The organism is Dictyobacter kobayashii, from assembly GCF_003967555.1.
GTDB lineage: Bacteria > Chloroflexota > Ktedonobacteria > Ktedonobacterales > Ktedonobacteraceae > Dictyobacter > Dictyobacter kobayashii.
Genome location: NZ_BIFS01000001.1, coordinates 5,345,378 through 5,368,245 on the forward strand (window position 1 = coordinate 5,345,378; position 22,868 = coordinate 5,368,245).

General features: G+C 52.7%; 28 protein-coding genes. 15 read left to right on the forward strand and 13 right to left on the reverse strand.

The features are described 5' to 3' along the window. Window positions 1-60: 60 nt before the first annotated feature. Entirely contained in the window at window positions 61-879 is an 819-nt protein-coding gene (locus EL645_RS23505; RefSeq protein WP_126552750.1) for an SDR family NAD(P)-dependent oxidoreductase, read from the forward strand. 79 nt (window positions 880-958) lie between these two features. Here the strand turns inward: EL645_RS23505 and EL645_RS23510 are convergent, their stop codons facing one another. Continuing rightward, window positions 959-1,153 (reverse strand): hypothetical protein, encoded by a 195-nt coding sequence (locus tag EL645_RS23510; RefSeq protein ID WP_126552751.1) that lies wholly within the window; start codon window positions 1,151-1,153, stop codon window positions 959-961. A gap of 248 nt (window positions 1,154-1,401) precedes the next feature. Here EL645_RS23510 and EL645_RS23515 point away from each other — a divergent pair, with 248 nt between their 5' ends. Next, entirely contained in the window at window positions 1,402-2,196 is a 795-nt protein-coding gene (locus tag EL645_RS23515; protein WP_126552752.1) for an alpha/beta fold hydrolase, read from the forward strand. 71 nt (window positions 2,197-2,267) lie between these two features. Here EL645_RS23515 and EL645_RS23520 read toward each other — a convergent pair whose 3' ends face one another. From EL645_RS23520 to EL645_RS23535, 4 genes are all read right to left on the reverse strand, one after another. Continuing rightward, window positions 2,268-4,415, reverse strand: a complete 2,148-nt coding sequence (locus EL645_RS23520) for a WD40 repeat domain-containing serine/threonine-protein kinase (protein ID WP_126552753.1) — start codon at window positions 4,413-4,415, stop codon at window positions 2,268-2,270. A 93-nt stretch (window positions 4,416-4,508) separates the two neighbouring features. Next, the gene (locus EL645_RS23525; RefSeq protein ID WP_126552754.1) at window positions 4,509-4,937 is read right to left on the reverse strand and encodes a PPOX class F420-dependent oxidoreductase; all 429 of its coding nucleotides are present in this window, start codon (window positions 4,935-4,937) and stop codon (window positions 4,509-4,511) included. A gap of 101 nt (window positions 4,938-5,038) precedes the next feature. Continuing rightward, window positions 5,039-5,419: a hypothetical protein gene (locus EL645_RS23530; RefSeq protein WP_126552755.1), complete on the reverse strand. Its 381-nt coding sequence runs from the start codon at window positions 5,417-5,419 to the stop codon at window positions 5,039-5,041. Continuing rightward, window positions 5,416-5,823 carry a P-loop NTPase family protein gene (locus EL645_RS23535; RefSeq protein ID WP_126552756.1) on the reverse strand — a complete coding sequence of 136 codons (408 nt, stop codon included), beginning with the start codon at window positions 5,821-5,823 and terminating at the stop codon, window positions 5,416-5,418. The genes EL645_RS23530 and EL645_RS23535 overlap by 4 nt, the downstream gene beginning before the upstream one ends. Before the next feature lie 501 nt (window positions 5,824-6,324). Between EL645_RS23535 and EL645_RS23540 the strand changes: the two genes are divergently transcribed. The 4 genes from EL645_RS23540 to EL645_RS23555 all read left to right on the forward strand — a co-directional run bounded on the left by EL645_RS23540 (window position 6,325) and on the right by EL645_RS23555 (window position 8,524). After that, window positions 6,325-6,840 carry a hypothetical protein gene (locus tag EL645_RS23540; protein ID WP_126552757.1) on the forward strand — a complete coding sequence of 172 codons (516 nt, stop codon included), beginning with the start codon at window positions 6,325-6,327 and terminating at the stop codon, window positions 6,838-6,840. Between the two features lie 172 nt (window positions 6,841-7,012). After that, entirely contained in the window at window positions 7,013-7,579 is a 567-nt protein-coding gene (locus EL645_RS23545) for a PadR family transcriptional regulator (protein ID WP_126552758.1), read from the forward strand. Window positions 7,580-7,607: 28 nt separating this feature from the next. Next, window positions 7,608-8,120 carry a DUF4188 domain-containing protein gene (locus EL645_RS23550; RefSeq protein ID WP_126552759.1) on the forward strand — a complete coding sequence of 171 codons (513 nt, stop codon included), beginning with the start codon at window positions 7,608-7,610 and terminating at the stop codon, window positions 8,118-8,120. A 161-nt stretch (window positions 8,121-8,281) separates the two neighbouring features. Then, window positions 8,282-8,524 carry a DUF2795 domain-containing protein gene (locus tag EL645_RS23555; RefSeq protein ID WP_126552760.1) on the forward strand — a complete coding sequence of 81 codons (243 nt, stop codon included), beginning with the start codon at window positions 8,282-8,284 and terminating at the stop codon, window positions 8,522-8,524. Between the two features lie 299 nt (window positions 8,525-8,823). On the opposite strand, the gene EL645_RS23560 is transcribed toward EL645_RS23555, so the two are convergent. Next, window positions 8,824-9,411, reverse strand: coding sequence for a GNAT family N-acetyltransferase (locus tag EL645_RS23560; protein WP_126552762.1), 588 nt, complete (start codon window positions 9,409-9,411; stop codon window positions 8,824-8,826). Window positions 9,412-9,656: 245 nt separating this feature from the next. After that, a complete protein-coding gene (locus EL645_RS23565) occupies window positions 9,657-10,523 on the reverse strand; it encodes a MerR family transcriptional regulator (RefSeq protein WP_126552764.1) in 867 nt (288 codons plus the stop codon). Between the two features lie 268 nt (window positions 10,524-10,791). On the opposite strand from EL645_RS23565, the gene EL645_RS23570 reads away from it, so the two are divergent. From EL645_RS23570 to EL645_RS23580, 3 genes are all read left to right on the forward strand, one after another. Continuing rightward, on the forward strand, window positions 10,792-11,619 hold the full coding sequence (locus EL645_RS23570) for a ribbon-helix-helix domain-containing protein (RefSeq protein WP_126552766.1): 828 nt from the start codon (window positions 10,792-10,794) through the stop codon (window positions 11,617-11,619). A gap of 79 nt (window positions 11,620-11,698) precedes the next feature. Next, complete coding sequence (locus EL645_RS23575; RefSeq protein WP_126552768.1) at window positions 11,699-11,992, forward strand: hypothetical protein; 294 nt, start codon at window positions 11,699-11,701, stop codon at window positions 11,990-11,992. Continuing rightward, a complete protein-coding gene (locus EL645_RS23580; RefSeq protein WP_161977625.1) occupies window positions 11,944-12,981 on the forward strand; it encodes an MFS transporter in 1,038 nt (345 codons plus the stop codon). Before EL645_RS23575 ends, EL645_RS23580 begins: the two co-directional genes overlap by 49 nt. Window positions 12,982-13,043: 62 nt before the next feature. Here EL645_RS23580 and EL645_RS23585 read toward each other — a convergent pair whose 3' ends face one another. From EL645_RS23585 to EL645_RS23600, 5 genes are all read right to left on the reverse strand, one after another. Beyond that, a complete protein-coding gene (locus EL645_RS23585) occupies window positions 13,044-13,904 on the reverse strand; it encodes an SDR family oxidoreductase (protein ID WP_218031984.1) in 861 nt (286 codons plus the stop codon). A 157-nt stretch (window positions 13,905-14,061) separates the two neighbouring features. Next, window positions 14,062-14,214, reverse strand: a complete 153-nt coding sequence (locus EL645_RS39495; RefSeq protein ID WP_161977626.1) for a hypothetical protein — start codon at window positions 14,212-14,214, stop codon at window positions 14,062-14,064. Then, complete coding sequence (locus tag EL645_RS23590; RefSeq protein WP_126552772.1) at window positions 14,211-15,872, reverse strand: ATP-binding cassette domain-containing protein; 1,662 nt, start codon at window positions 15,870-15,872, stop codon at window positions 14,211-14,213. The genes EL645_RS39495 and EL645_RS23590 overlap by 4 nt, the downstream gene beginning before the upstream one ends. Then, entirely contained in the window at window positions 15,869-16,633 is a 765-nt protein-coding gene (locus tag EL645_RS23595; RefSeq protein ID WP_161977627.1) for an ABC transporter ATP-binding protein, read from the reverse strand. Before EL645_RS23595 ends, EL645_RS23590 begins: the two co-directional genes overlap by 4 nt. Then, entirely contained in the window at window positions 16,561-17,733 is a 1,173-nt protein-coding gene (locus EL645_RS23600) for an ABC transporter transmembrane domain-containing protein (RefSeq protein WP_161977628.1), read from the reverse strand. Before EL645_RS23600 ends, EL645_RS23595 begins: the two co-directional genes overlap by 73 nt. A 377-nt stretch (window positions 17,734-18,110) precedes the next feature. Between EL645_RS23600 and EL645_RS23605 the strand changes: the two genes are divergently transcribed. The 3 genes from EL645_RS23605 to EL645_RS23615 all read left to right on the forward strand — a co-directional run bounded on the left by EL645_RS23605 (window position 18,111) and on the right by EL645_RS23615 (window position 20,049). Then, a complete protein-coding gene (locus tag EL645_RS23605; protein WP_126552778.1) occupies window positions 18,111-18,440 on the forward strand; it encodes a hypothetical protein in 330 nt (109 codons plus the stop codon). 128 nt (window positions 18,441-18,568) lie between these two features. After that, window positions 18,569-18,862, forward strand: a complete 294-nt coding sequence (locus tag EL645_RS23610) for a hypothetical protein (protein ID WP_126552780.1) — start codon at window positions 18,569-18,571, stop codon at window positions 18,860-18,862. Between the two features lie 248 nt (window positions 18,863-19,110). Further along, complete coding sequence (locus tag EL645_RS23615) at window positions 19,111-20,049, forward strand: DUF4097 family beta strand repeat-containing protein (RefSeq protein ID WP_126552782.1); 939 nt, start codon at window positions 19,111-19,113, stop codon at window positions 20,047-20,049. A 93-nt stretch (window positions 20,050-20,142) separates the two neighbouring features. Here EL645_RS23615 and EL645_RS23620 read toward each other — a convergent pair whose 3' ends face one another. Beyond that, window positions 20,143-20,886 (reverse strand): hypothetical protein, encoded by a 744-nt coding sequence (locus EL645_RS23620; RefSeq protein WP_126552784.1) that lies wholly within the window; start codon window positions 20,884-20,886, stop codon window positions 20,143-20,145. A gap of 231 nt (window positions 20,887-21,117) precedes the next feature. Here EL645_RS23620 and EL645_RS23625 point away from each other — a divergent pair, with 231 nt between their 5' ends. The 3 genes from EL645_RS23625 to EL645_RS23635 all read left to right on the forward strand — a co-directional run bounded on the left by EL645_RS23625 (window position 21,118) and on the right by EL645_RS23635 (window position 22,865). Continuing rightward, on the forward strand, window positions 21,118-21,714 hold the full coding sequence (locus tag EL645_RS23625; protein WP_218031985.1) for a GDSL-type esterase/lipase family protein: 597 nt from the start codon (window positions 21,118-21,120) through the stop codon (window positions 21,712-21,714). A 152-nt stretch (window positions 21,715-21,866) separates the two neighbouring features. After that, window positions 21,867-22,502 carry a hypothetical protein gene (locus EL645_RS23630; RefSeq protein ID WP_126552786.1) on the forward strand — a complete coding sequence of 212 codons (636 nt, stop codon included), beginning with the start codon at window positions 21,867-21,869 and terminating at the stop codon, window positions 22,500-22,502. 9 nt (window positions 22,503-22,511) lie between these two features. After that, the gene (locus EL645_RS23635; protein ID WP_126552788.1) at window positions 22,512-22,865 is read left to right on the forward strand and encodes a winged helix-turn-helix domain-containing protein; all 354 of its coding nucleotides are present in this window, start codon (window positions 22,512-22,514) and stop codon (window positions 22,863-22,865) included. Window positions 22,866-22,868 lie beyond the last annotated feature (3 nt).

Sequence of the window (22,868 nt, forward strand, 5' to 3'; positions counted from 1 at the left end):
TATCGTAGATACGCGGGTAAAGAGCCCGCAATCAGTAAATGAAAGATAAGGTATAACAACATGGATTTAAGATTAGCAGGCAAGAGGGCACTGGTGACCGGATCGAGCTCGGGGATAGGCGAGGCGATCGTGAAACTGCTCGCTGCTGAGGGCGTTGTTGTCGTGGTGCATGGTCGCAACGAAAGCCGGGCCAACGCTGTAGCCGAAGCGATCCGCGCCGGAGGAGGGAAAGCCGAGCTCGCGCTTGGTGATCTCACCACCGATGCCGGAGCCGACGCGGTTGCCGCCGCAGCGCTAGCTGGCGGACCTCTTGATATTCTGGTCAACAATGCCGGAGTCTTTAACAATGTCGGAGTCGTCGGCTTCCTCTCATGGACGGAGGCGACGGCTGCGGACTGGGCTCAGATATACAACAGCAACGTGATTTCTGGCGTGCGGATGATCCAGCGCCTGGTACCGCAGATGCGCGAGCGACACTGGGGTCGGGTGATCCAGATTGGTGGTGGTCTGTCGCAACAGCCTCAGGCTGGTGGGCCGGACTACAATGCGTCGTTGGCGGCTCGCCACAACTTTGCGGTCTCCCTCGCACGTGAACTAAAGGACACCGGCGTGACATCAAACGTCGTCTCTCCCGGCGCAATCCTGGCGGAGGCAACTCGGCCAATGTTTACCCATCTGGCACAGGTTCATGGCTGGGGTGAGACGTGGGAGGAAATCGAATACAACGCTACGCAGAACATCGCCCCCAATGACGTAGGCCGCTTCGGTCGGCCTGAGGAGATCGCTGCAGCAGTTGCATATCTGGCCAGCCCGATCGCTGATTATGTGAGTGGCGCGACTATCCGCGTCGATGGCGGCACGATTCGTTCGGTTATATAATACCGCAACGATGCCGGGTGAAACAGGTGTGCAGATAGAAAAAAGGGAATTGACCGTCGTTTTTGATAGTCAAATCCCTTTAATTGATAACCGATTCCAGCAGTAGCTTGATCAAGGTACCAATCACAAAGAGTACCACACCGAGTAGTATGACGATTGCATAAAAAGGCGTGTCCACCAGCGTCTTTCCATTATCCATCGAGATCGAGAAGCGATAGCCTTGCTGTTTTTGTGCAAAGCTCTTAATGATGTTGAGTGTACGGGCTGGCTGCATGAATAGAGCTCCTTGTCATACATAAATATATACAGGTGTATTTTACCATAATGTGTGTTAGGAAGATATAAGTAATTCATAAGATGAGAGAAGGGCTACATTTTTCTTAGAGCCCGTTTGGCGCCGTGTGGTAGGAGTTCTGTGTGATAAGAAGAGCAAGGTAGGAGAAGTTCTTTTCTGCTCTGGGTGATAAACTGCTCCTATATAGAAAAGGAAAACAGAATATGACCTATAGGAGAGAGAACATAATGAGAAAAGTTATTTCCAAGGATGGTACTCCTATCGCGTTCGATCAATCAGGCGAGGGTCCCGCGCTCATTCTGGTGGGTGGTGCGACTTCCACGCGCCTGGCTGCAACCTCGCTGGTCGTGGCCCTGGCACCCTATTTTACCGTGTTCGCCTATGACCGGCGTGGTCGTGGTGATAGTGGGGATATAGCGCCTTACGCGGTCGAGCGCGAGGTCGAAGATATAGATACCTTGATCAACGAAGCTGGTGGAACTGCGTTCGTCTTTGGTCATTCCTCGGGTGCTGTTCTGGCCCTTGAGGCTGCGCGCCTGCTTCCCACCAAAATCACGAAGCTGGCGCTATACGAGCCTCCCTTTATCGTTGACGACAGCCGTTCTCCTGCACCAGAGGATTATGTGCCGCACCTCATTGAACTGATCTCAGCGGATCGCCGTGGCGAGGCGGTTGAATACTTCATGGTAGATGCTGTGGGCGTTCCGGCCGAAATGGTTGCCCAGATGCGGCAATCTCCCATGTGGCCGGGATTAGAGGAAGTAGCGCCCACCATCGTTTACGACGGCATCATCATGGGAAACACCATGCGCGGTGACCCATTGCCGCTCAGGAAATGGGCATCTGTCATGGTCCCCACGCTCGTAATGGATGGCGGAGTAAGTCATGTGTTTATGCACCACGGGGCGCAAGAGATTGCCACCATCCTCCCCGAGGCGCAACGTCGCACCCTGGAAGGTCAGGACCACGGCCCGGCTGACGATGTGCTTGCTCCCGCCTTGAAAGAATTCTTCCTTGGTTGATCTTCAGAGAGAAAGAATTGAGCACAATTATCCTGCAAAATGCGGGGCGGCTTTCTCAATATATAAAGCAATTATAGCATAGGTATGGTCCAGATCTGTACTGTGTGGTCGAGGCTACTGGAGACGATGGCTTTGTCGTCGGGCGACCAGGCCAGTTTGGTGATCATGCCCTTCTGTCCGCCGTGGGAGGCCAGTAGCTTGCCTGTGTCGGTCTGCCAGAGGTAGACCGAGCCATTGGTGCTGCCGGTGGCGATATATGCCCCGTTGGGTGACCAGGCCAGGGAGTGCATGTGGCCATTGGTGCTAGGATCGTTCAGGGTCGGGAGCTGTTCGCCACTGTTCGTATCCCAGCTATGGACCTTGCCATCTGTGCCAGTCGCGGCCAGCCGTCGTCCATTGGGCGACCAGGCGACATCACGTGGCATGCCCATGTCCTTGTTGGTGAGGATCAGGGATGTATCTCCGGTCGTGATGTTCAAGATACGGATATTGGTGTCTGCACTGCCAATCGCCAGGCTTTTACTATCTGGCGACCAGTTCAGGCAGTATACGTAGATGGTATTGTATGTGTTGACGAGATTGCCATTTCTGGTGTTCCATACCTGGACTGAACTCTTACCTGTATCGGTATAGGGAGCGACGGCCAGGTAGGTGCCGTCGGGTGAGAGGGCTATGTCATGGCTGGGCTGGGCTGGCGCTACATTATATGTGAAGCCATGTTGCCCATTGCTGGCCAACCATTGCTGCACACTGATGGGACCGCCTGAGATAATGTATTTTCCATCGGGTGACCAGAGGGCCTGATAGCTCTGGCTGCCCTGCTTCTGATAAGTAAAGTGCGTCTGGCCCGTGCTGGCATCCCAGATTCGTACGGTCTGGTCTGCGCTGGCCGAGACGATGCTCCGGCCATCGGGCGACCAGGCGGCCGAGTAGACTGCATCTTTATGATCTTGATAGAGGAGCGTTTTTATGTCGGTTGCAGTTGGTGTCTCCCTGATGATTATATGTTTATCTGGTGTCGTGTCATTGCTTCTGTATAAGCCAGTGAAGGCTGCTGCGCCGGCCAGGCCAACCAGGCTGGCGATGCCACCGATGATAAAAGTGCGGCGCGATGGCCCGCGAGGCCGTTGGCGCTCGCGTTGTTCGGGCTCGGCCATGCTTTGGCGGCTTCCCGCTTGTGCCCTCTTCTCTTCGTGCTCATCGGTAGGGGCATGATAAATGTCCTGGTTACGTCGTTCAGGGTGCGCATACAGGACCCGGTTGTTGGTCAGGTTGGCGGCGATCTGGCCGAGCTCTTCCCTGACAACGGCTGCTGTGGCGGGCCGGCGCTGCTCATCCATATCCACCATTTGCTGTATGAGCGTCTCTAGCCTGCTTAGCGCTGGCTGCCCGGTCAGGTGGAGGGGAGCCATGCGGAACGGAGTCAGGGTCGGGTCCTGGCCGGAGAGGAGCTGGTGCAGCATCACACCCAGGCTATAGATATCGCCTGGTGTAGTCTGCCCTTTGCCGTATTGTTCGGGTGCTGCATAGCCGGGCGAACCCAGCGGCATCGTATCTTTGACCTGTCCCGGCTTGAAGTGGCGCGCAATGCCAAAATCGATCAGGTAGAGGTGTCCGTCGGAGGTGCGCATGACGTTGGCGGGTTTGAGGTCGCGGAAGATTATGGGAGGGCGGCGCGTATGCAGGTAGTCCAGTACCGTGCAGAGCTGCCTGCCGATAGCTAGCGTCTCTTCGACGGAGAGCTTCTTGTGGCCCGTGTCAGGGTCTATGGGGGCCTGTTCCAGATAGGCCTCCAGCGTCTCGCCTTCGATATAATCCATGACCAGGTACCAGCGGCCGCCATCGCTAAAATGATCATAGATGCGTGGCAGGTGGGGATGGTGCAGGCCGGCCAGCAAGAGGGCCTCGTGTTTAAAACCCTCTACCGCCTCGGCTAATTCCTGGTTGCTAAGTCCCTTTTGCCCCATCTCCTTGATCGCGACCAGGCGACCCCCAAAACGCGTATCGGCTGCTTTATATACCGCCCCAAAGCCACCTGTGCCCGCTCGATCCAGGATGTGGTAGCGATCGTTTAGCAAGCTATCGTCCAGCAATAACTGCGTCTGTGGACTGTTTGTGGTAGCTGTGGGAGAGAGCGCCTGTCCGCATTGATAACAGAAGGTGGCATCTGTCTGATTATCCGCGCCGCAGGCTCCACAGCGTAATTTTACACTGGCCATATCGCTGTTTATCCGTTCTATCTAATTTCAATTGAGTTTATGAGGTACTGAGGCCTACATTCATAGATAGACAATAAACGTTGTGACCGATAATTATTGTGGGGTGGCCTCGGTTGGATTCTCAACCGGGATGGATGTGATTTCAAACATTACCGGCTCCAACTTGCGCAGCCGATAAATCAGGCGCCACAACTCACCCATAAAACTTTTTTTGATTATATGCTGGCGGACATAGTTGCTCTCGCTCTCACTGAGACGGCGCGCTGTCCCTTCGACGGTAGAACCGGTGACCTTGCCACGCTGGGTGCAGCTTGCCAGCGTCACGCGCGGCGTATGGGTCATGCGCTTGACTTTGCCAGTCGTCGTCCAGGTGGTGAAGTAGATTTTTTCTCCCTCAATAAGGATCGTGATAGGCGTCCCTACCCCCTGGCCATTGCGGCGGAAGGTGGTCAGCAGCGCAGTTCTGGAAGAGCGCAACGGCGCCCAGACATCCTTTATGGAATCAGTTGTTGTATTTGACATAGCGAAATTCTATCCTTTCTGCTAATGAGTGCTAGATAACTTCTTATATTGTAAACCATCTAGCACTCATTATGGTACTATCAGACTATATTTTTGATTGTTTACTCAGTGAATAAGTTCGCGCTATCTGTAGTTTGACGCCGATCGAGTTCATTCAGGTGTTGGAGCAGGCGAGCGCGGTCGGCATTATTTTTAACGACATAGACTTTCTCCTGATACTTTGCGAGGTATCTAAACATGAAACCCTTAGTATAATGGAGCTCGACCATATCTCTGAACTTTTTGTGATGCATACGCAAAAAGTCGAGTGCGGGCGCGGCCGTATCGTCCGGATATGTCTCCTGATACCACTGCGCAAATTCCTCGTCCGGTGGTTCGCTGATCTGGCGGTAGAGATCCAGGTAGTGTGACGCGAAATTGCCACCCAGGCCACTGGCGGGTATCTCTGTAACCTGGCGATAGAGATCCAGGTAGCGCGTCACGAACTCGTTGGAGGGAGGTCCGCGCGATCATATAAGCTGTGCATCCCTTTCAAGAGCGGCCAGAGCCATTTGGTGGCATAAGGATTGGTCCCGTTGAGGGTCTTGACGACATGGCGGCGCAGCACGCGCCAGACGGCCACGGACCAGGGGATATCCATCATGACGATACAATCAGCTTCATGCATCAGCGCGTCGGTCCAGAATAGATAGATCCCTTCAGTAACCCAGCCTGGTTGCTCGATAATTGCGAGTGCTTCCTCTACATATGCTGCCAGCGGTGCCATCCCATGTTTCCAGCCAATCTTGTCCAGATCGTAGGAGGGAATATGGAAGCGGGCGGAGAGCAGTTCGGCCAGCGTGGTCTTTCCACTACCAGAGCCACCAAGAATATGTACTTTGAGCATAGTGTTTTCCCGTCTCTTTTCATTATTAGCATAGTTGCGTTTCTTTTCCTTATCAACAGGAAGTATTGAAGAACTGCCAGCAATGTATGCAAAAAGCACCTGCGCCCGGCTCTGCAACGGGTGACAACTTCTGTGGAAATGGCGGATCGAAGATGGATGGATAGCGAGAACAAGATGCCGATCTCTGTGGAGAAGTTGCTAACGCTCTGCCATATGGAATATCAGGACAAAACAAACCGCTGCCGCGTCCTTGACAGCGACAGTCGTGCTTTCCTGCCATACGTTCTGGCATACGTTAGCGATGATCGGGCATATCTCTCTCCTTGATGAAGAATACTTGTTACGTCTACAGGATATCTAAAAGCAGCCGCAAAGTCAAGAAGTGCAATAATATCGATTTTTAGCGAACTGGGAAACTTTTTGGAATAGCTATCCGTGATGAAAGAATAATAGACCATTGTTTCTTTAATGACTACTGGATGCTTTTAAGAAAGTGTGATAATGATGTCGGACTTAAATCATAGATTAGATGAAGAAATTCGTAAAGGCAAATATGTTGAGGAAGCTTTAAAGAGGAATACTAGCATTAGTAGTCCTATCCACGAAGAAGAGCCTCCCGCACCTATAGAGGAAGAAGCGGATACGGATAATATGCCTGAGAATCGGGAGCAGGTGGCGCAGCCCCAGACTCCTGAGCCCAGAGGCGAGCAAGAGCAGCCAGCTACCGCCGTCACGGATACTGCCCAGGATAACTTGCAGGAGGCGCAGCAGCAGGACGATAAGCGTCCCGAAGGCAAGGGTACGCAGATAAATCTTGGTGGTGTGCCTGGACGCGAGCAGGAAAATCAGGGCGCCAGCACAGGCGGTCCCAGCACGAGCGATAGTACGGTTACCGCTGGTAGCGGGAACGCCACCCATGCCGGAGAAGTCAACTCGCGTGACCGTGGCTCAGTCTCTGCTTCCGATATCAATGAAACGGGTGGTGAGCCTCCCACAGGCGGTAGCGACAAACAATAGAAGGCAACAACTCTATAAAAAGAGGAGTACGGCTGTTTTGCATATATGCAGCAGCTGTACTCCTCTTTTTATGCCGTTAAAACTTCTCCCCCCACAAAATCCAGGCTAAATGCCTTGACATCTTACCAACTATCTGATATATATCTTATAGATATATATCTAGGAGTTACACATGCCAAAGGAAAATAAGAGCAGATATGCCATGCTGGGTATTCTCAGCATCTCTCCCGGTTCGGGCTATGACATCAAGAAGTTTATGCAGCAGAGTACCAGTAATTTCTGGAACGAGAGCTATGGACAGATCTATCCAATGCTGAAAAAGCTGGTGGATGAAGGCCTGGCCGTCAGCCATACAGAGAAGCAAGAAGGCAAGCCTGAGCGTTATCTGTATACGTTGACGAAGCGCGGTCAGCAGGAGCTTACCCAATGGTTGGCCGAGCCGATCGAGTATAGCACGGAGCGGAATGAACTATTATTGAAACTGCTCTTTGGTCAGCGGGCCCGGCTTGCGGATAACCTTGAGCATGTGCGGCGCTATCGACAACTAAATGTTGAGTTGTTGGCTAAATATCGAGGTATTGAAGAGTATCTCCAACGCGAATGTACTGAACAGCCTGATCAGGTTTATTCATTGATTACCGTGCGCTATGGCATCCACCGCTGCCTGGCTCTATTAGACTGGTGTGATGAAACATTAAATGCTTTACAAGCACTTGCGGACGAAGAGGCACCTGATTAGAACCTGTTCGAAAAGAAAGGATTTCGCTATGGCTACCGTTGTTCCAGGACGCTTTGCGGCTCAAGTAGACCACCCTTTCGTTGTTTTCTTAATCGGTATGCGCATCAACAAATTCCTGGCCTTACGCAAATGGATTCCCACTGCCCGGGCGATGGGCCCTATGTTGAGATCACTCTATCAGCATCCTGAGAGCGGATTTTTAAGGTCTGAGTTCTACTTTAGCTTGCGTGGGCCAGTGCTGATCCAATACTGGCGCTCCTTTGAGGATCTGGAACGTTTTGCCCGTTCCAAAGAAGAGCCACACTTGAGTGCCTGGAGGCGCTTCAACAAAGCCGTTGGTACCGATGGTAGCGTTGGTATCTGGCATGAGACCTATATGGTTGAGGCAGGCAAATACGAAGCGGTCTATGGCAACATGCCTGTATTCGGCCTGGCGGCTGCCACCCAACATGTTCCTGCCGTTGGTCGCCGCGAAACGGCCCGCCAGCGTCTGGGTGGCGAAAACAAGCCAGCCGTCGAAACACCCGCCCAACCCCTCTAACCCAAAATGCGACGATTAGTAACTTTATAATACCAGCCCAAAATTGTTTATTCGTACGTGGAAATGTTGTTGTTGTTTACGAGAGTATAGTGAAAAGGAAATGAAGATGCTCGTTGGTGTGATGACGCAGCAATGAGCTTATTGTACAAGGAGGATTTCCTATGGCTAACGTAGAATCAACACATATCGAGGGCTGGTTAAAAGACATGAAATGGCCAGCAAATCGTTCAGAGATTGTAGCCTTTGCACAGCGCCAGGGTGCTGATGACCAGGCTGTCAGTCAGTTGCGCCGCATCTCAGATCAGTCATACAACTCGGTTAGCGAAGTTGTGCGTGCTCTCGGTTCCAGCCAGAGCCAGGGCCAGGGCGATCAGAACCGCGCTGGTTCACGCAATCAGCACTAATCCCTGATCTATCTTTTGAACTGAGTACATCCCTGAAATTTCTCTGTTAGTGCCGGGTGAATGTATAATAATGCATTTACCTGGTGTCTCTGAGAGAAGCTCTGAGTCAGAGATGTTTTGATAAAGAGAGACTTTTTGTGTAACCCAAACTTTGTTACATAAAAGGTCTCTCTTTATTTGCGACGTCTCTCTTTTACTGATTTACGTATAAATGCAAAAATTTTATCTACCACACCGCATGCGGAAATGTGCTGAGCGCGTTATTGGTTGCATGGTGAAGGGCAGGTACCGGTTGTGCTTTACCTGGCTGTCGCTGTTTCAGATGATGGATCGAGCGCCAGTCCCATGTGGTAGGCGTCGATAAATTGGCCGCGTATATGAAATTCACGGCTGATACGGCCCTCGTGGGCGAAACCGAACTTCTCATAGAGATGAATGGCAGCCAGGTTATCAACCCGTACGCGCAGGTTGATCTTCCGAATAATCGTGGTCCGCCCGGCCCAGGCAATCAAGTATGCCAGCAACTGGCTACCGATGCCGAGGTTCCAGTATTTACGTAAGATGCTGATCCCAAATTCGCCTGCATGTTGGATGCGAGGACGTTTTCCCGTACTGAAGGTCAGGGTTCCGGCAATTTCACCATCGATCTCCGCGATCAGGTAGAGGCTGGTCGGCGTCATGGCGACCTGGCGCAGAAAGGCCCGTTCCTCCTCCACGCTCATCCCAAACTCACCAGGACCAAAGGTGATATTCTCGCTCTCGCCCGCTATCTGTTCTACAAAAGCCAGCAGTGGCTCGGCATCCTCTGGTCGCGCTGGACGCAATATGAGTTGAAGATTATTTTTGAGTAGAATGTGTTGTGTGGTTTTTAAAGCGTTATCTTGCATTAATAATCCTCCTAACTATATATGCAGCGGCACCTGTTAGAAGGATTATCGCATAACAGTTGCAGCCTTGCAACTGTAACTGTTCTGTCTCAGAGCTATTTAATGTTTCTCTTTGGCGCCTGCGGCGCCGGGTTGGGGGTGTGGAGTGTGTATGGTGGACGGCTGCGGCCGTCACCATACACACTCCACACCTGAAAGATGTACATTCTCTGGACGAACATTACATAGCCCTGGTTTTGTCTGGATTACTGCTTAACTGCCAGTCGGATCGCAACCTCTGTTTCCCATCTAGCTGGATCTGGCTCTTCCGCCGGATCGGTCAGGTAAGACTCAATGCGTGCGCCGAACGCGTCGCCGTCCGCCGTTTCCCATTTATCCCACACAAGGCCTTTTGCTTCGATCCACTTTATTACTGCCTCATGTGCTGCACCGATGGTATTGTAGGAACCATGATGAACGGTGGTAGCCATCATAGTGGCAGGTAGCTCGTAGACGTGCATCCGGCCGCTATCTGGAACATGGCAGCGCAGTATAAACGCAGCTGCACCATCCACGTCAGTTTCTTTAAACTCTGTATCGTACCAGAGCACCAGTGTTTGTCCATCTTCGCCTGGTTTTGGACCCAGGGCTTTGCCCGCATGAGGACCCAATGCCTGGTAAACTTCATTAAATAATGGACCACATCCGCTGTGGTTGGGAAGAATTGACCGCACCAAAGCAACCAGCAAGGGTTCGACCTGTTTCAAAATCACATCATACGTTGATAATTGCTCCTCTTGCTCGATCTGTTGTAAACGGACTTCAACCTCTACCAGCTGGCTTTGTGCCTCGGCAAGCTGCTGGTTAATCTGTGCGTGACGCAGGCGCAGCATGCCACGCATCTGTTCGGGTGTTAACCCCTCGGCCAGCACGGTAGCTATCTGCTCTAATGAAAAGCCGAGACCCCTTAGTGCCAGGATTCTATGCAACCTGGGCAGCTGGCTGGCGGCATAGTAGCGGTAGCCAGTACTGCCGTCCACCTCGACAGGTTTTAGTAAGCCTACTTGATCGTAATAGCGCAACGTAGGAATTGGGACCTGCACCAGCTTTGAGAATTCACCAATTTTAAACATCTCACACCTGTTTTGATGCGTATTGTCTCGATTTATTGATACTGATCAAAGTATAAACCCTAATGTGGCTTGAGAGTCAAGACGTTTGTTCTAGTATCTTGAACATATCGCAAATTTGATTGGTCTGGTTTTGCTTGCGCCAAAGCGTTTAATTTGCCAAATATCGAGGCGAGCGACAAAATTGCCCACGAAATGCATTGACAAAAAATATTGTATGGTTTATTGTATTTACATGATCAAAAAAATTTAATCGATCAAAAGAGATGATATGGAAGATACTTATATTATAGGAAGCCTTGAACAATTGCGGGCCATCTCCGATCAGTTACGGGTAACGATCCTGCATGTGTTGCGTGACCAGGCCATGACCACCAAGCAATTGGGGGACCGGCTGGAACTGGCGCCCGCCAAAGTGCATTATCATGTGCGTGAGCTGGAGAGGGTGGGCCTGGTCCAGCTGGTGGAGACGCGTGAAAAGGGTGGCATTCTGGAAAAATACTATCAGCCGGTGGCTCGCAATTTTAGCGTTTCATCTGAGATCTTGCTCTCCAGTCCACCTGATGAGGTGTTCTCATTATTAAGTGATATGCTTGAGCAGTCCAAGGCTGACTTTTTGCGTAGCGCCAGGCAGTCCCTGGAACGGAAGAATGATCTGGATAATGTTCTGCTGCGCCTGGTTCAGCTGCGTGCCACTCATGAAGAAATGACCGCGCTCTCCGAGCAAATTTTTGCCTTGCTCCAACCCTATGAGGATCGTGGCAATAACGGTGATGGAGAGGTATTGCAGGGAATGTTTATGTTGTATCCAAAGTCAAATGAGCTGCAAAGGGAGTTTGAGATGGAAAAAGCTACGACCTCCGCAGCCTCCAGGATTGTTTCATCGCAGGTAGTTGGCGTCCTCCATTATAGTAGGGCTGAGCTAGAGAATCTGGTGGCTGAAGGTAAGCGCTTAAGGCTTTGGGTTGTGGGTATGTGTGTGTTCGCTAACGATGTCGAGCCCGAACTGGCTGAGCTTGCCGTTGAGAAGCTGACATTGGTTGGAAAGCTCAATGCTTCGCCTGCCGTCGCTGAGGTATTGGAGCATAAGCGCTCGTAGGAAGCAGGCTTGTGTTATAAAAAATAAAAAGCAATAGTATAAAATAGCGCCGAACATCCCAACAGGAGGGGGAATGCACATGCTCAACGAGGAAATATCGTCAGCCGTACATCCGGATGACTCGACAAAGGCTCCATTCTGGATCAATCGTAATTTCGCTCTTTTAGCTATCGGCCAGGTCATCTCTAATATCGGTGACTTTGTATATACGATGACGCTGCTGGTCTGGGTTTTCAGCATGACTAAATCAGCTGCCGCTGTCAGTGGAGTTCTACTGGCTGAAAGTATCCCGATGTTTGTGCTGGGCCGCTGGCGGGTGTGTTTGTGGATCGCTGGAATCGGCGTACTATTATGCTGGTTTCTGATAGTGTGAGGGCCATCGTCGCGCTGCTGCCGCTGCTGGCACCGGCCGAGCTACGCCTGCCAGCGATCTACGCCAGTGTCTTCCTGATTATGGCCTTTGGTCGCTTCTTTATGCCGGCCAAAAGTGGCGTTTTGCAGGCCATCGTTCCAGGGAAAGAGCAGGTGCAGGCCTCCTCAATCAGCCAATCGTTGGCCGCCATTGCGCTGGTCCTTGGACCAGCCCTCTCGGCGCCGCTCTACTTCGCGGCTGGTCCCTCCGTGGCGCTACTGATCAATGCCGTCTCATACCTTGTTTCCGCCCTATGTATCTTCTTGATCCGCGCCCCGCGTGCCGCTATGCATCCCTATGCCGCGCAAGGAGGCGGCACGAGCGCGAGCAGCGTAAAAAGTGTCTTCCAGGAACTGGGGGCGGGTCTAAAGTTTGTGGCGACCTCGCGCACCCTGCTGGCCCTGGTCATCATGATCCTGGTGGCCATGCTGGGGGCCGGGGCCATCAATGCGCTGGATGTGGTCTTTGTGAGCAGGAACCTGCATGCGCAGCCCGCTTTTTACGGCATTTTGAACTCGGCGGTGGGGGTAGGCATGCTGGGTGGGACCTTGCTGGCTGCCCTGCTGGTCCGGCGCATCAGCGCCACCCGGTTGTTGACGGGGAGCATGTTCCTGATCGGTGTGGGCATCTTCATCTACTCGCTCCAGACCTGGTATATAACCGCGCTGATCCTTGCCTTTGTGATCTTCGCTCCTCAGGGTGGACTTCAGGTTGGCTTTGGACCACTTTTCATCCGTAACACGCCCGCTGAGATGATGGGCCGTGCCCAGGCGATCCTTGATGTCAGTTCGGCCGGAGCCACCCTGGTCTCGATTGGCCTGGCAGGCTATCTGGGCCAATTCCTCCCCATCAGCTGGATCTTTAGCGGCAGTGGCATCCTGATTATCCTGGCTGGTGTGTACGGTTGGTTCGCTTTAAAAGAGAGCCGGCCAGACGTTCAGTCGGCTTGAGAAAGCATGAAGGAGCCTCACGCACAGATAAGCGTGAGGCTCCTTCGGGTTTATCGCTATGTTTATGCGGTGACGCCCTGATTGGATTTCTGTTCGATCAGCTGTTCGGTGACCTGCCAGAGTCTTTTGCCGGCTTGCTCATCATATGAGGCTTTGGAGGAAGGGGTGGCTTTGCTTTTATCAAAGTATTTGCCCGTGACGTTGTCGACCTCGGGTGATGTGGCCAGATAGATTGAGGTCTGGGCTCCTTTCTCAGGCGTGAGCATGACGAGCTTGCTCAGGCGACCGAGCAGGCCATCGCCGAAGAAACTGGTTCCTACAACTCCTGGATGTAAATTATTGACGGTAACGCCGGTTCCCTCAAGGCGGCGAGCCAGTTCATAGGTAAAGAGGGTCAGGGCCAGCTTAGAGGTCCCATAGACTGGGAAGGCGCGATAGCGTTTCTCACTCTGGAGATCGTCGAAGTCAATGCTCCCCATTTTGTGGGCCGTTGAGCTCACGTTGATGATGCGGGCGGGGGCACTGGCCTTGAGCAGGTCGAGCAGCAGATTTGTTAATAGGAATGGGCCAACATAGTTGGTGGCGAAGGTGCGCTCGATACCATCAACCGAGACCTCGCGTTTATTATTCATGCCGCCTGCGTTATTGAGCAGGACATGCAGTTGTGGATACTTTTCATGGACCTCTTGTGATAACTGGCGTACCGAAGCCAATGAAGACATATCAGCGGTCAGCAGGTCCACCTTATCGTTTCCGCTCTGTGCCTTGACCTCGGCCTGCGCGGCCTCGCCTTTGGCCCGGTTGCGACTAACCATAATCACGGTCGCTCCGCGTTTGGCCAGCTCCAGAGCCGTTACCTTACCAATGCCATTGTTGGCCCCTGTGATCAGGCAGACCCTTCCTTGCATATCTATATTCGCCATCGTGCATCCTTTCGCTATTTGTTTTATACTGTTTGTGCGTGCCGTTCTGGCTTGAAAAATGGTTACATAAATTAATGAGTATAACTCCACATATAATAAGCGTTACCGTTTGCATTCTATTCCCGATCCTCGCTGCTTTTGGAGGAATGGTTTATATTTAAAAGCGGCTGGCTTGCATGGCGTAGAGTGTGGCATAGTGGCCGTTGGCGGCGATGAGCTGGTCGTGGGTGCCAGCTTCAATCAGCCGGCTATTGTCCAGTACCAGGATCTGGTCGGCCTGACGTACAGTGGAGAGGCGATGGCTGATCATGAGCGTGGTCTTGCCTTTGGCCAGGGTTTTGATGCGCTCGAAGAGCTGGTGTTCGGCATCCGCATCCAGGGCGGAGCTGGGCTCGTCGAGGATGAGCAGGGGGCCTGGCGGATAAAGCTGCGGGCCAGGGCGATCTTTTGCCATTCGCCGCCTGAGAGCTCGCTGCCGCCCTCGAAGAGCCGGGTCAACTGGGTATCATAGCTGTCCGCTAGTTTGCGTGCGACTTCGTCGGCTCCTGAGCAGCGTGCGGCCTCCTCGACCGAGAGCGGTTGCTGTTTGCTGGCCAGACTGCCGATACTGATGTTCTCGCGTAGACTGAGGGAGAAGCGCGTAAAGTCCTGCGGGACCGTACCGATCTGGCTGCGCAGGGAGGCGAGCTGGTAGGCGCGCAGGTCCTGGCCATCCAGGAGGATTATGCCGCTAGCAGGATCGTACAGGCGCGTCAGGAGCTTGACCAGTGTGCTTTTGCCTGCCCCGTTGGCTCCTACCAGCGCGGTCAGCTTGCCTGCTGGTAGCAGGGCGTCGATTTCTTGTAGTACTGGCGCCGCCTTGTCTGAGTAGCTAAAACTGACCTGTTGGAGCTGGATGCCTGTCGCAGGAACATCTGGTGCGTTTTGCCCGGGGCTGGCCAGGGGGATGGCCGGTTGAGCCTGATCCACAAAGGCAAACAGGCGGCGTATCCAGAGGATGGATGAGTAGAGCTCGCCCCCGACCGCCGCTACGATGACCAGTCGTCCCTGGGCCTGGATGATAGCATTGAGGTAGAGGGCGATATCCCCCGGCGTCAGGCGACCGGCCGCCGTCTGGGCCGCCACATACCAGAAGCCGCCGCCCAGGACCAGGATGTAGAGTGTGCCGCAGAGCAAGGAATAGCGGATCTGAGTGAGCCGGATATGTGTCAGTTCGCGCAGGGCTTGCTCGGCTCGTGCTCGGAAGCGGCCCAGAAAAAAATCTCCTAGCCCGAAGACACGTATCTCTTTGGCGGTGGCTGGCTCGGTGAGTAGCCCCACATACATCGCCATCTCACGAGCTGGCCGCGAGCGATCAGCCATCGATTTCCATTCGGCCCGCCTGTTGCGCCGCTCCGCCAGCATGTGGGGAATACCCGCCAGCAGCAGGAGCAGCGGCAATAGTGGCTGTAGTTGCCCCAGGAGGAACAGCAAGCCGAGCAGCGCAATCGCCATGCGGCAACCATTGCGGATGCGTACCCAGGTCCAGTAGAGTGGCTGTAGCGCTTCCTGCAGTAAACGCGCTTCATCCTGAAAACCTGGGCTTTCTACTTTTTGTAGATCCACCAGTTTCGTGGCCGCCTGCATAACCTGCTGGTCAATGGCCGCCGCCGCCTGGCGTTGCAAGCTAGAGATCAACATACCCTCGGTAGCTTGTTGCAGGCCGGGTATGATCAAGGTTATGGCGTAGATGGAGACATAGAGCATGGCCTGTGAGGGCCGGGCAGGCGTCTGCACCAGCGCATCGACGACCAGCTTGAGTAGCCAGACCTGTAGCACCGGAGCCAGGCCATCGGTCACTATGAATCCCGTGTAGCAGAGGGCGGTCAGCGGGGCGGCCGCGAAAAGCAGGGCCAGCCCACGGCGTAAGGCGTTCAGGTCCGTGGCCATTTTAGCTAGCGCGTCAGGGATACGGCGAAAAAGCTTCATGCTTGCACCTCATCTTTTGATTCCGCTAGATACTGAGAGGCCTGTAGCCGGTACAGGCGCGCGTACTCGCCATTCAAGGCCAGCAATTCTGCATGGCTGCCCGCTTCCTGGATACGGCCATCGGCCAGATAGAGTATGCGCTCGGCCATGCGTACCGTGGAGAAGCGATGGCTGATCAGGATCGTCATACGCCCATGTGTAAGTTCATGGAAGCGCTGATAGAGCTCATATTCTGTCTGCACATCCAGTGTAGCGGTCGGCTCATCAAGTACCAGTACCTGGCAATCTCGCACGAAGGCACGGGCCAGCGCAACCCTCTGCCATTGCCCACCCGAAAGTTCCTGACCTCCGAATGAGCGCCCAAGCAAGGTATCCATTCCCTGTGGCAACGTCTCTGCCAGCGTCGCGACATTTGCCTGCCGGGCCGCCTGCCATAAGCGGGCCTGGTCATCCAGGGCAGCAACCTCTCCCAGAGCGATATTTTCGCCCAGCGTCAGGTCATAATGCACAAAATCCTGAAAGATGGCCCCAAACTTGCGGCGCAGCGCGACCAGATCATAGTCACGTAGATCTTTGCCATCCAAAACTATGCGGCCCTCGGTCGGATCATAGAGGCGCAACAGCAGCTTGATCAGGGTGGTTTTGCCGGCGCCATTATGCCCAACCAGGGCCAGGCTCTCACCAGGAGTCAGCTCAAACGAGACATCGCGCAGGGTGGGCGAATTTTGGTCGGGATACGTAAAGCTGACATGTTCAAACACGATGCCGCTACGTATCGGCTCTGGTACTGGCAGTGGTTGTGGGCCGAGGGTAGATCCGGCGGCGCGGCCAGTATTCTGAAGAGTCCTGGTAGGAAGCGTAGTTCCTGGGACAGAAACAGGAGCGTGTCGATGCTTGAGAGCAGGGTTTGCTGGAGCAATAAAACCGCGCCACTATAGAGGACCAGGCCGCCGATGCTCAGATGTCCCTGGAGTGCCAGCCAGGCCAGCCAGAGGAAGATAGCGCCTGCGGCCGCCGTTGCCAGGAGCTGGGCTAATGTCATGCGCACGGCGGCGTGGCGCTGGATGTGGCTGAATTGTTCCATACTTGCTGTGTAGAGCTGTTGATAGCGCTCTTGAAAGAAAGGACCAAGCCCATACAGGCGCACGTCCCGGGCTGGTTCTGGCGTTAGCAAAGTATTGCGATAGTATTCGAGGCGCCGGGTCTGTGGCGTTAGCTGGTAAAGGTGGCGGGCGACATTCATATAATAGGATCTAAACATAAGCCCCATGGGCAGCGAAGCCAGTAGCAGGAGCAGCGGTAGCAGGGGCTGCAGTTGCCATAAAATGACGACGGTCGCTAGCATGGTCAAGACCCTGGCCAGTGTCTTTGTCCCTTCGAGCATCAAGAGCAGGCCAAGCTGATTAACGGATGTATGGATGCGCGCTAGATCGTCGGCGAGCGTGGGATCTTCAAAGCGTGTTAACCCCTGCCAACAATTGGTGGCCTCGATGACCTTCCGATCAATAAACGTAGTTACCCGATCACCCGCCAGGTGTTGCAGGGCCTGGCCTACGAGCTGGATGAGTTGATTCAGGATGATACCCAGTGCCGCGAGCACGCTCCAGGACAGCAGCGGAAAGCGAGTGGCCAGTGGATCAGATATGCGGCTGACGGGTAGAGTGCTCGTAATGCTATCCAGCACACAGCGGGTCAGCCAGAGATTCAAGGGGGAGAGCAGGCTTTCAAGCACTAACAGGAAGAGCACCGTAGTGACCAGTAGTGGGCTTGCCAGCCAGGTCAGACGTACAATAGACCCGATGAGCCCACCGCTATGGCGGACCTGTTGTATTGCCGGGCGAAAACGCTGTTGTAGAGACATGCAGCCACCTTTCCGACACGTAATAACAGGCATCCAAGGACTGATTGATGCTTTAGAAGTATAGCCGAGAATCTTGCAAAATAGACCGCTCATTTGGACGTTGTGCAGGAATTGACGTGCATGATATAATAAGGTTGTTAGTAGAATAAATACATCTCTTACCGCTCAACCGTATGAGCGCAGTCGCCCGCGTGGCTCTCAAGAGGCAAGCGTCCATTATTTGCACCTTTTCTTCCATCCCCGCCAAATTTTGATCTCAGCAATGTCACGCTATAAAAAACAATGGGGAGCGCATGTTGTTGTGGCTGTGCGGCGCCAAAGATCGTTTTTTACTGTATCTGTCTTTTCCTTTTTCTGCTTCAGTGAAGGAATAGGTTATGAGAGAGGAACTGGTTTTATTTATGAAAGTACGTGTAAGCATTCCTGTGGATCTACGCATACCTACTGCTGGCGAGTTCCATATCGATAAACAGACTTCTAGTGATCAACAGCCTGCCGAGTGGGAAAATGTCGTGCTGGCCAGCGGTGTCACGGGTGGTGACTACCTGGCCGATTTAGAGCCGGGCATCTACCAGAAGAGTATCAGCGCGGTCGGTGCCCTGCCAGGTTTTGCCAGCACCTTTGAGATCACCCCCGAAGGGCGCTATATCGACGAAGCTGGCCAGACCTTTAAGATCGATGAGGATGGAACCCTGCTTCAACAATAAGTTGAGCCGCCCATAGCCATTATGCGAGCTGGCGAGTAGAAACAACAGCTACGTCTTTAGAAGCGCGGCAGCCCTCCCAAACGTGATAGAGGAAAAGCTTATTCTCTAGCATAATTAAGGAGTTAAAGATGCCAGATCAAGGTAATCCACAGCAGGATGGATTTATTGACGACTCCCTGCATTCAGCTCGCCAGCAGTTGGAAGGCCATATTGGTGATGTCATCGATCAATATGCCGGCCGCGTCCCAGGCGGCGAGCGCTTCACGCCACAGGCTAAACAGGCTGTTTCAGGTATATTGGATGGTTTGCAAAAGCAGTTGGAGAACGAAGCCTCCAATCGCATGGGCAACATGGGTGGCGCCCTGGGTGGTGGCAACAACAACACTAATAATCAACAATCAGACCAGAATGGTCTACTATAAATCATCACACTAGGTCAGAATGGGCCGCTTTTAGAGCTTTAAAGCTCTAAAAGCGGCCCATTCTCATAAAAGCAACAAAAGAAGAAAATTGTTGCATTCTTTCACCGAGGAGCGTTTTTTGTAACTCAGCCACGTGCAGACCGTATAAACTTTGGCAATGCTTCTATTGAGATCAATATCAGCTATAGCTGTCTTATAGTTTGTCTGCTTAGAGAATATATTTCGCGATTTCTGCATGGAGGGTGAGCATGTCGCAGCAACAATCCCAGTTCGAAGAGAAGTGGCCGCAGGAGAGCCCGCATGTTTCTCAATATAGTGAAGCCGGTTTCCAGCGGGAGCTCAATCGTGATCCGCGTGAGCAGCAGGGCTATGCTTATGCGCCCGAGCAAACGTATGAGTATAACGATCCTTATGGGCAGGGTGAAAAGCTGCGTCCCCGGCCTCCACTACAATCCCCGCAGCGTCGGCGCCGCCATCCCCTGCGCAACCTGATCATCGCCCTTGTGGTGTTGGTGGCTTTAGTGATGGGGGCTGGAACCATCAGCTATTCTATGATGGCCGTTCCTCACTACATGGGGAAGATGGATGGTAGACCTCAGCCAATGATGAACTCTACTTATGCTGGTACCCAGCTGGTCTTTCACGGCGTTAATGGCAATCTGCACATCCATACCGGAAATACGACCGATGTACAAATGGTCACTAATGGCAATGTGAATGTCAAATCAAGTATTGATAACGGCGTCATTACGCTGCAGCAGGTCGGACCTGATCAGCCAGGCTTTGGTGATGGCAATATTGATCTGACCGTGCCACAAAATATGCCACTCACTATTGATATGGCCAGAGGGCCTGTAGATATTGAGGGTTTGACCAGCAAAATGAATATTTCAGCCGCTGATGGCGAGATCAGCATTGAAAATTCGACGCTCCAGGATGGGTCTTCATTGAAGACTGCCAACGGCCCGATCAATTTTAGTGGTTCGCTTGAGTCCAAGGGCAGCTACGATTTTGAGACCTTGAATGGCAACATCGTTGCGCGGCTGCCGAAGGATGAGGCCGTTAACGTGTCTACGAATACTCTGCACGGCGAGATCACCAACCATTTAAATACTTCTACCGATCCCAATGCGGCCAGTGTGACTATTAAAACAATTAATGGCTCGATTAATGTAGATAATCAATAGCGTCCAGCAGTGATGAGAAGAGCGACCATCCTGAGGCCTGTCAGGATGGTCGCTCTTTGTGTTTGTTAGAGGCTATATACGGGCAAGATGTTGTTAGATAGTATGGATAAGCAGTTGATTTGAGCTATATAATGAGCCATTATCAACAACCTGGATATTAAAGCTCTCTTTGGGTGCCAGACCGCAGAACTGGGTAGAGATGGCGATATTTCCACCGCCCAGAACATTAACGTGTGGTGGACTTACCGTCAATGGCTGACCTGAATCGTCGGTACTACCCTGGATTGCCACATCGTTTTCCGCCAGGCGCGAGGCCAGAAAGTCATTTCCCAGGACGACTACAGTTGCACAGCCGGCCAGTTGTGGCACGCTGGTCTGCAAGACGTTTATGGTTGGTTGCGGATCAGTGATATTCAGTGGTTCGGATGTGGCCTGCACGCCCGACCTGCTATCTGTGGCTGTAATTTGTAGATCGGTGATCTGGACCAGGCGCTCAAGCGGTGTGTGCGGATAACAGAGGGTAGCTTTTACATCGAAGTTGCCATCCACTCCCAGTTGCACCAGTGGGGGGGTCACTGTGAGCGTCGCGCTCCCAATCATGCCCAGCGTGGCCGTCGCCGACAAGAATAAGCTTGAGGTTTGAAACCCCCTGGCTACCACTGTCGCCACGGTACAATTATTGGCGTCGAATTCATGGTCGTACGCCAGCACCTGGATCATGGGCTGACTATGTGCCTGGGCCGTTCCCGTTTTGAACATTGAGCCCAGGACGGCCAGTATGAGTAGCAAACATAACGCAATTAAGCGATAATAGATACGCAAGTTACCTGTACACATAATAAAAAACATTTCCTTTCCTATGCAGGGAAGGGAGGCACAAGGAGAAAGGAACAATAGTCAGTACTGTACCCTTCCACCAACACCCTCCCCTGAATCGTTGGGCCTGATTCAATAATCATCTATTTTATAACAGAGAAAGAAAATATTGTCCATGCAGCATATATGGATATACACATGTATACTGCTGAAATATTGTAAGAACGTTCCGATAGTGGCACGGAGGTAAAATTGAAGCATTTGCGCATTTGCTTTGTTGGCGATTCGTTTGTGAATGGCACTGGAGATCCATATTGCCTGGGTTGGGCCGGGCGCATCTGTGCTGCCGCCCAGCAGGAGGGGCATGAGATCACCTATTATAACCTGGGGATTCGCCGCCAGACCAGTCTTGAGATTGCTCAACGCTGGCAGGCCGAGGTACTGCAACGCTTGCCCGCGGACTGCGATGGTCGCCTGGTCTTCTCGTTCGGTGTTAACGATACGGTCTATGAAGATGGGCGGCCGCGCGTTGCGCCCCGGGAGTCGTTGCAACACGCTCGTGAGATGTTGCAGCGTGCTCAAGCGCTGCGCCCCACACTGATGGTTGGTCCTCCTCCCATGCCTGAAGATGAGCAGAATCAGCGTATTGCCTGGCTCTCTGCCCGGTTTGACCAACTTTGCCAGGAACTGGCCATCCCTTATCTGGCGACGTTTGAACCGCTGCTGCGTGTAGAGGCCTGGAAAAGTGAGGCGTTGGCCAATGATGGGGCGCATCCACGAGCGCACGGCTATAGTGCGTTTGCCCAACTGGTGCAGGGCTGGCCCGCCTGGCAAGCCTGGTTTGACTGATGAAGCATCACTCTCAGGGCATTTATCAATAGCCACGGACCGCTTTGCTGTTTCCCCCACAAGGGACTTGACTATGGTGTAGATTACATGTATATTTGAAACAGGTTTATGTTGTAAACTGGTTTTGATGGTATTTGCAGAGGAAAGCATGCATGAACAATCTACAAATGGACACTATTCAAAAAGCACAACGGGTGACACAGGATTATGCCAGCTATTCCTGGCGCAAAAACGGTCTGGGCACCACTTTGGGTGGGATCATTGGTATCGCTATCTACCTGGTTAATCTTTTGTTCTCACCCGGGTTGGTTACAACTGCCCTAACAATTGGGCTAACAATTGGCTGGTTGATCGGCAAAGAAGTAATCCGGCAACGTCTTTATCGTACGTTTGGTTATGCCCAGGAACTCTGGCCATCCCGCAGTCGCTGGTCGCATTTCTTCTCTATTGTCCTGGTTGAGTTATGTATTGCTGGTTGCTGGTACGTTTTCTTATCAAAATTACATAGCCAGCTACTCTACTGGATATTGGCGGCTGTTTCCCTGCTCGTGATTCCCTGGATTTGCTGGCGCTACCTGCGCAATGGGGATGAATTTGTGATTGGTGTGTTTTTACTGGTTGCCTGTATCATAAATAGTGTTGGCACCACTATGCCACATACTATCGAGCAGGTGTCAGGTACATTAGTCTTTCCCTTGATTGGATTGGGTATGATTGTACGTGGTATCCAGGAACATCGTGAGTTTCGGAGCCTATCGGCTCTCCTTTGTGCCTCTGAGAAGGAGTAATGTTGAATAATGAGTGAAACTGAAGATAAAGCTATCTCCGATCCTGAGCTGCTCAAAACCGATCTTCAGCCTGTCCATGAGCTTGATCGTATTGTGCATGAGCCTGCGCGCCTGCTGATCCTGGCTGTACTCAGCAAGGTCGAGGAAGCTGACTTCAAGTTTCTAGGCCTGTCTACCGGTCTGACCAAGGGCAATCTGAGCCGACAGGCGACTTTGCTGGAAGAGGCCGGTTATATCAGTATTCGGAAATACTACAAAGGAAAAGTGCCAGCGACCAGTTATCGCCTGACCGATGCTGGCAAAGCGGCATTTAGCGCCTATTGGCAGCAAATGAATGCCTTGCAGCAGCAGATTCACCCCTGAGCG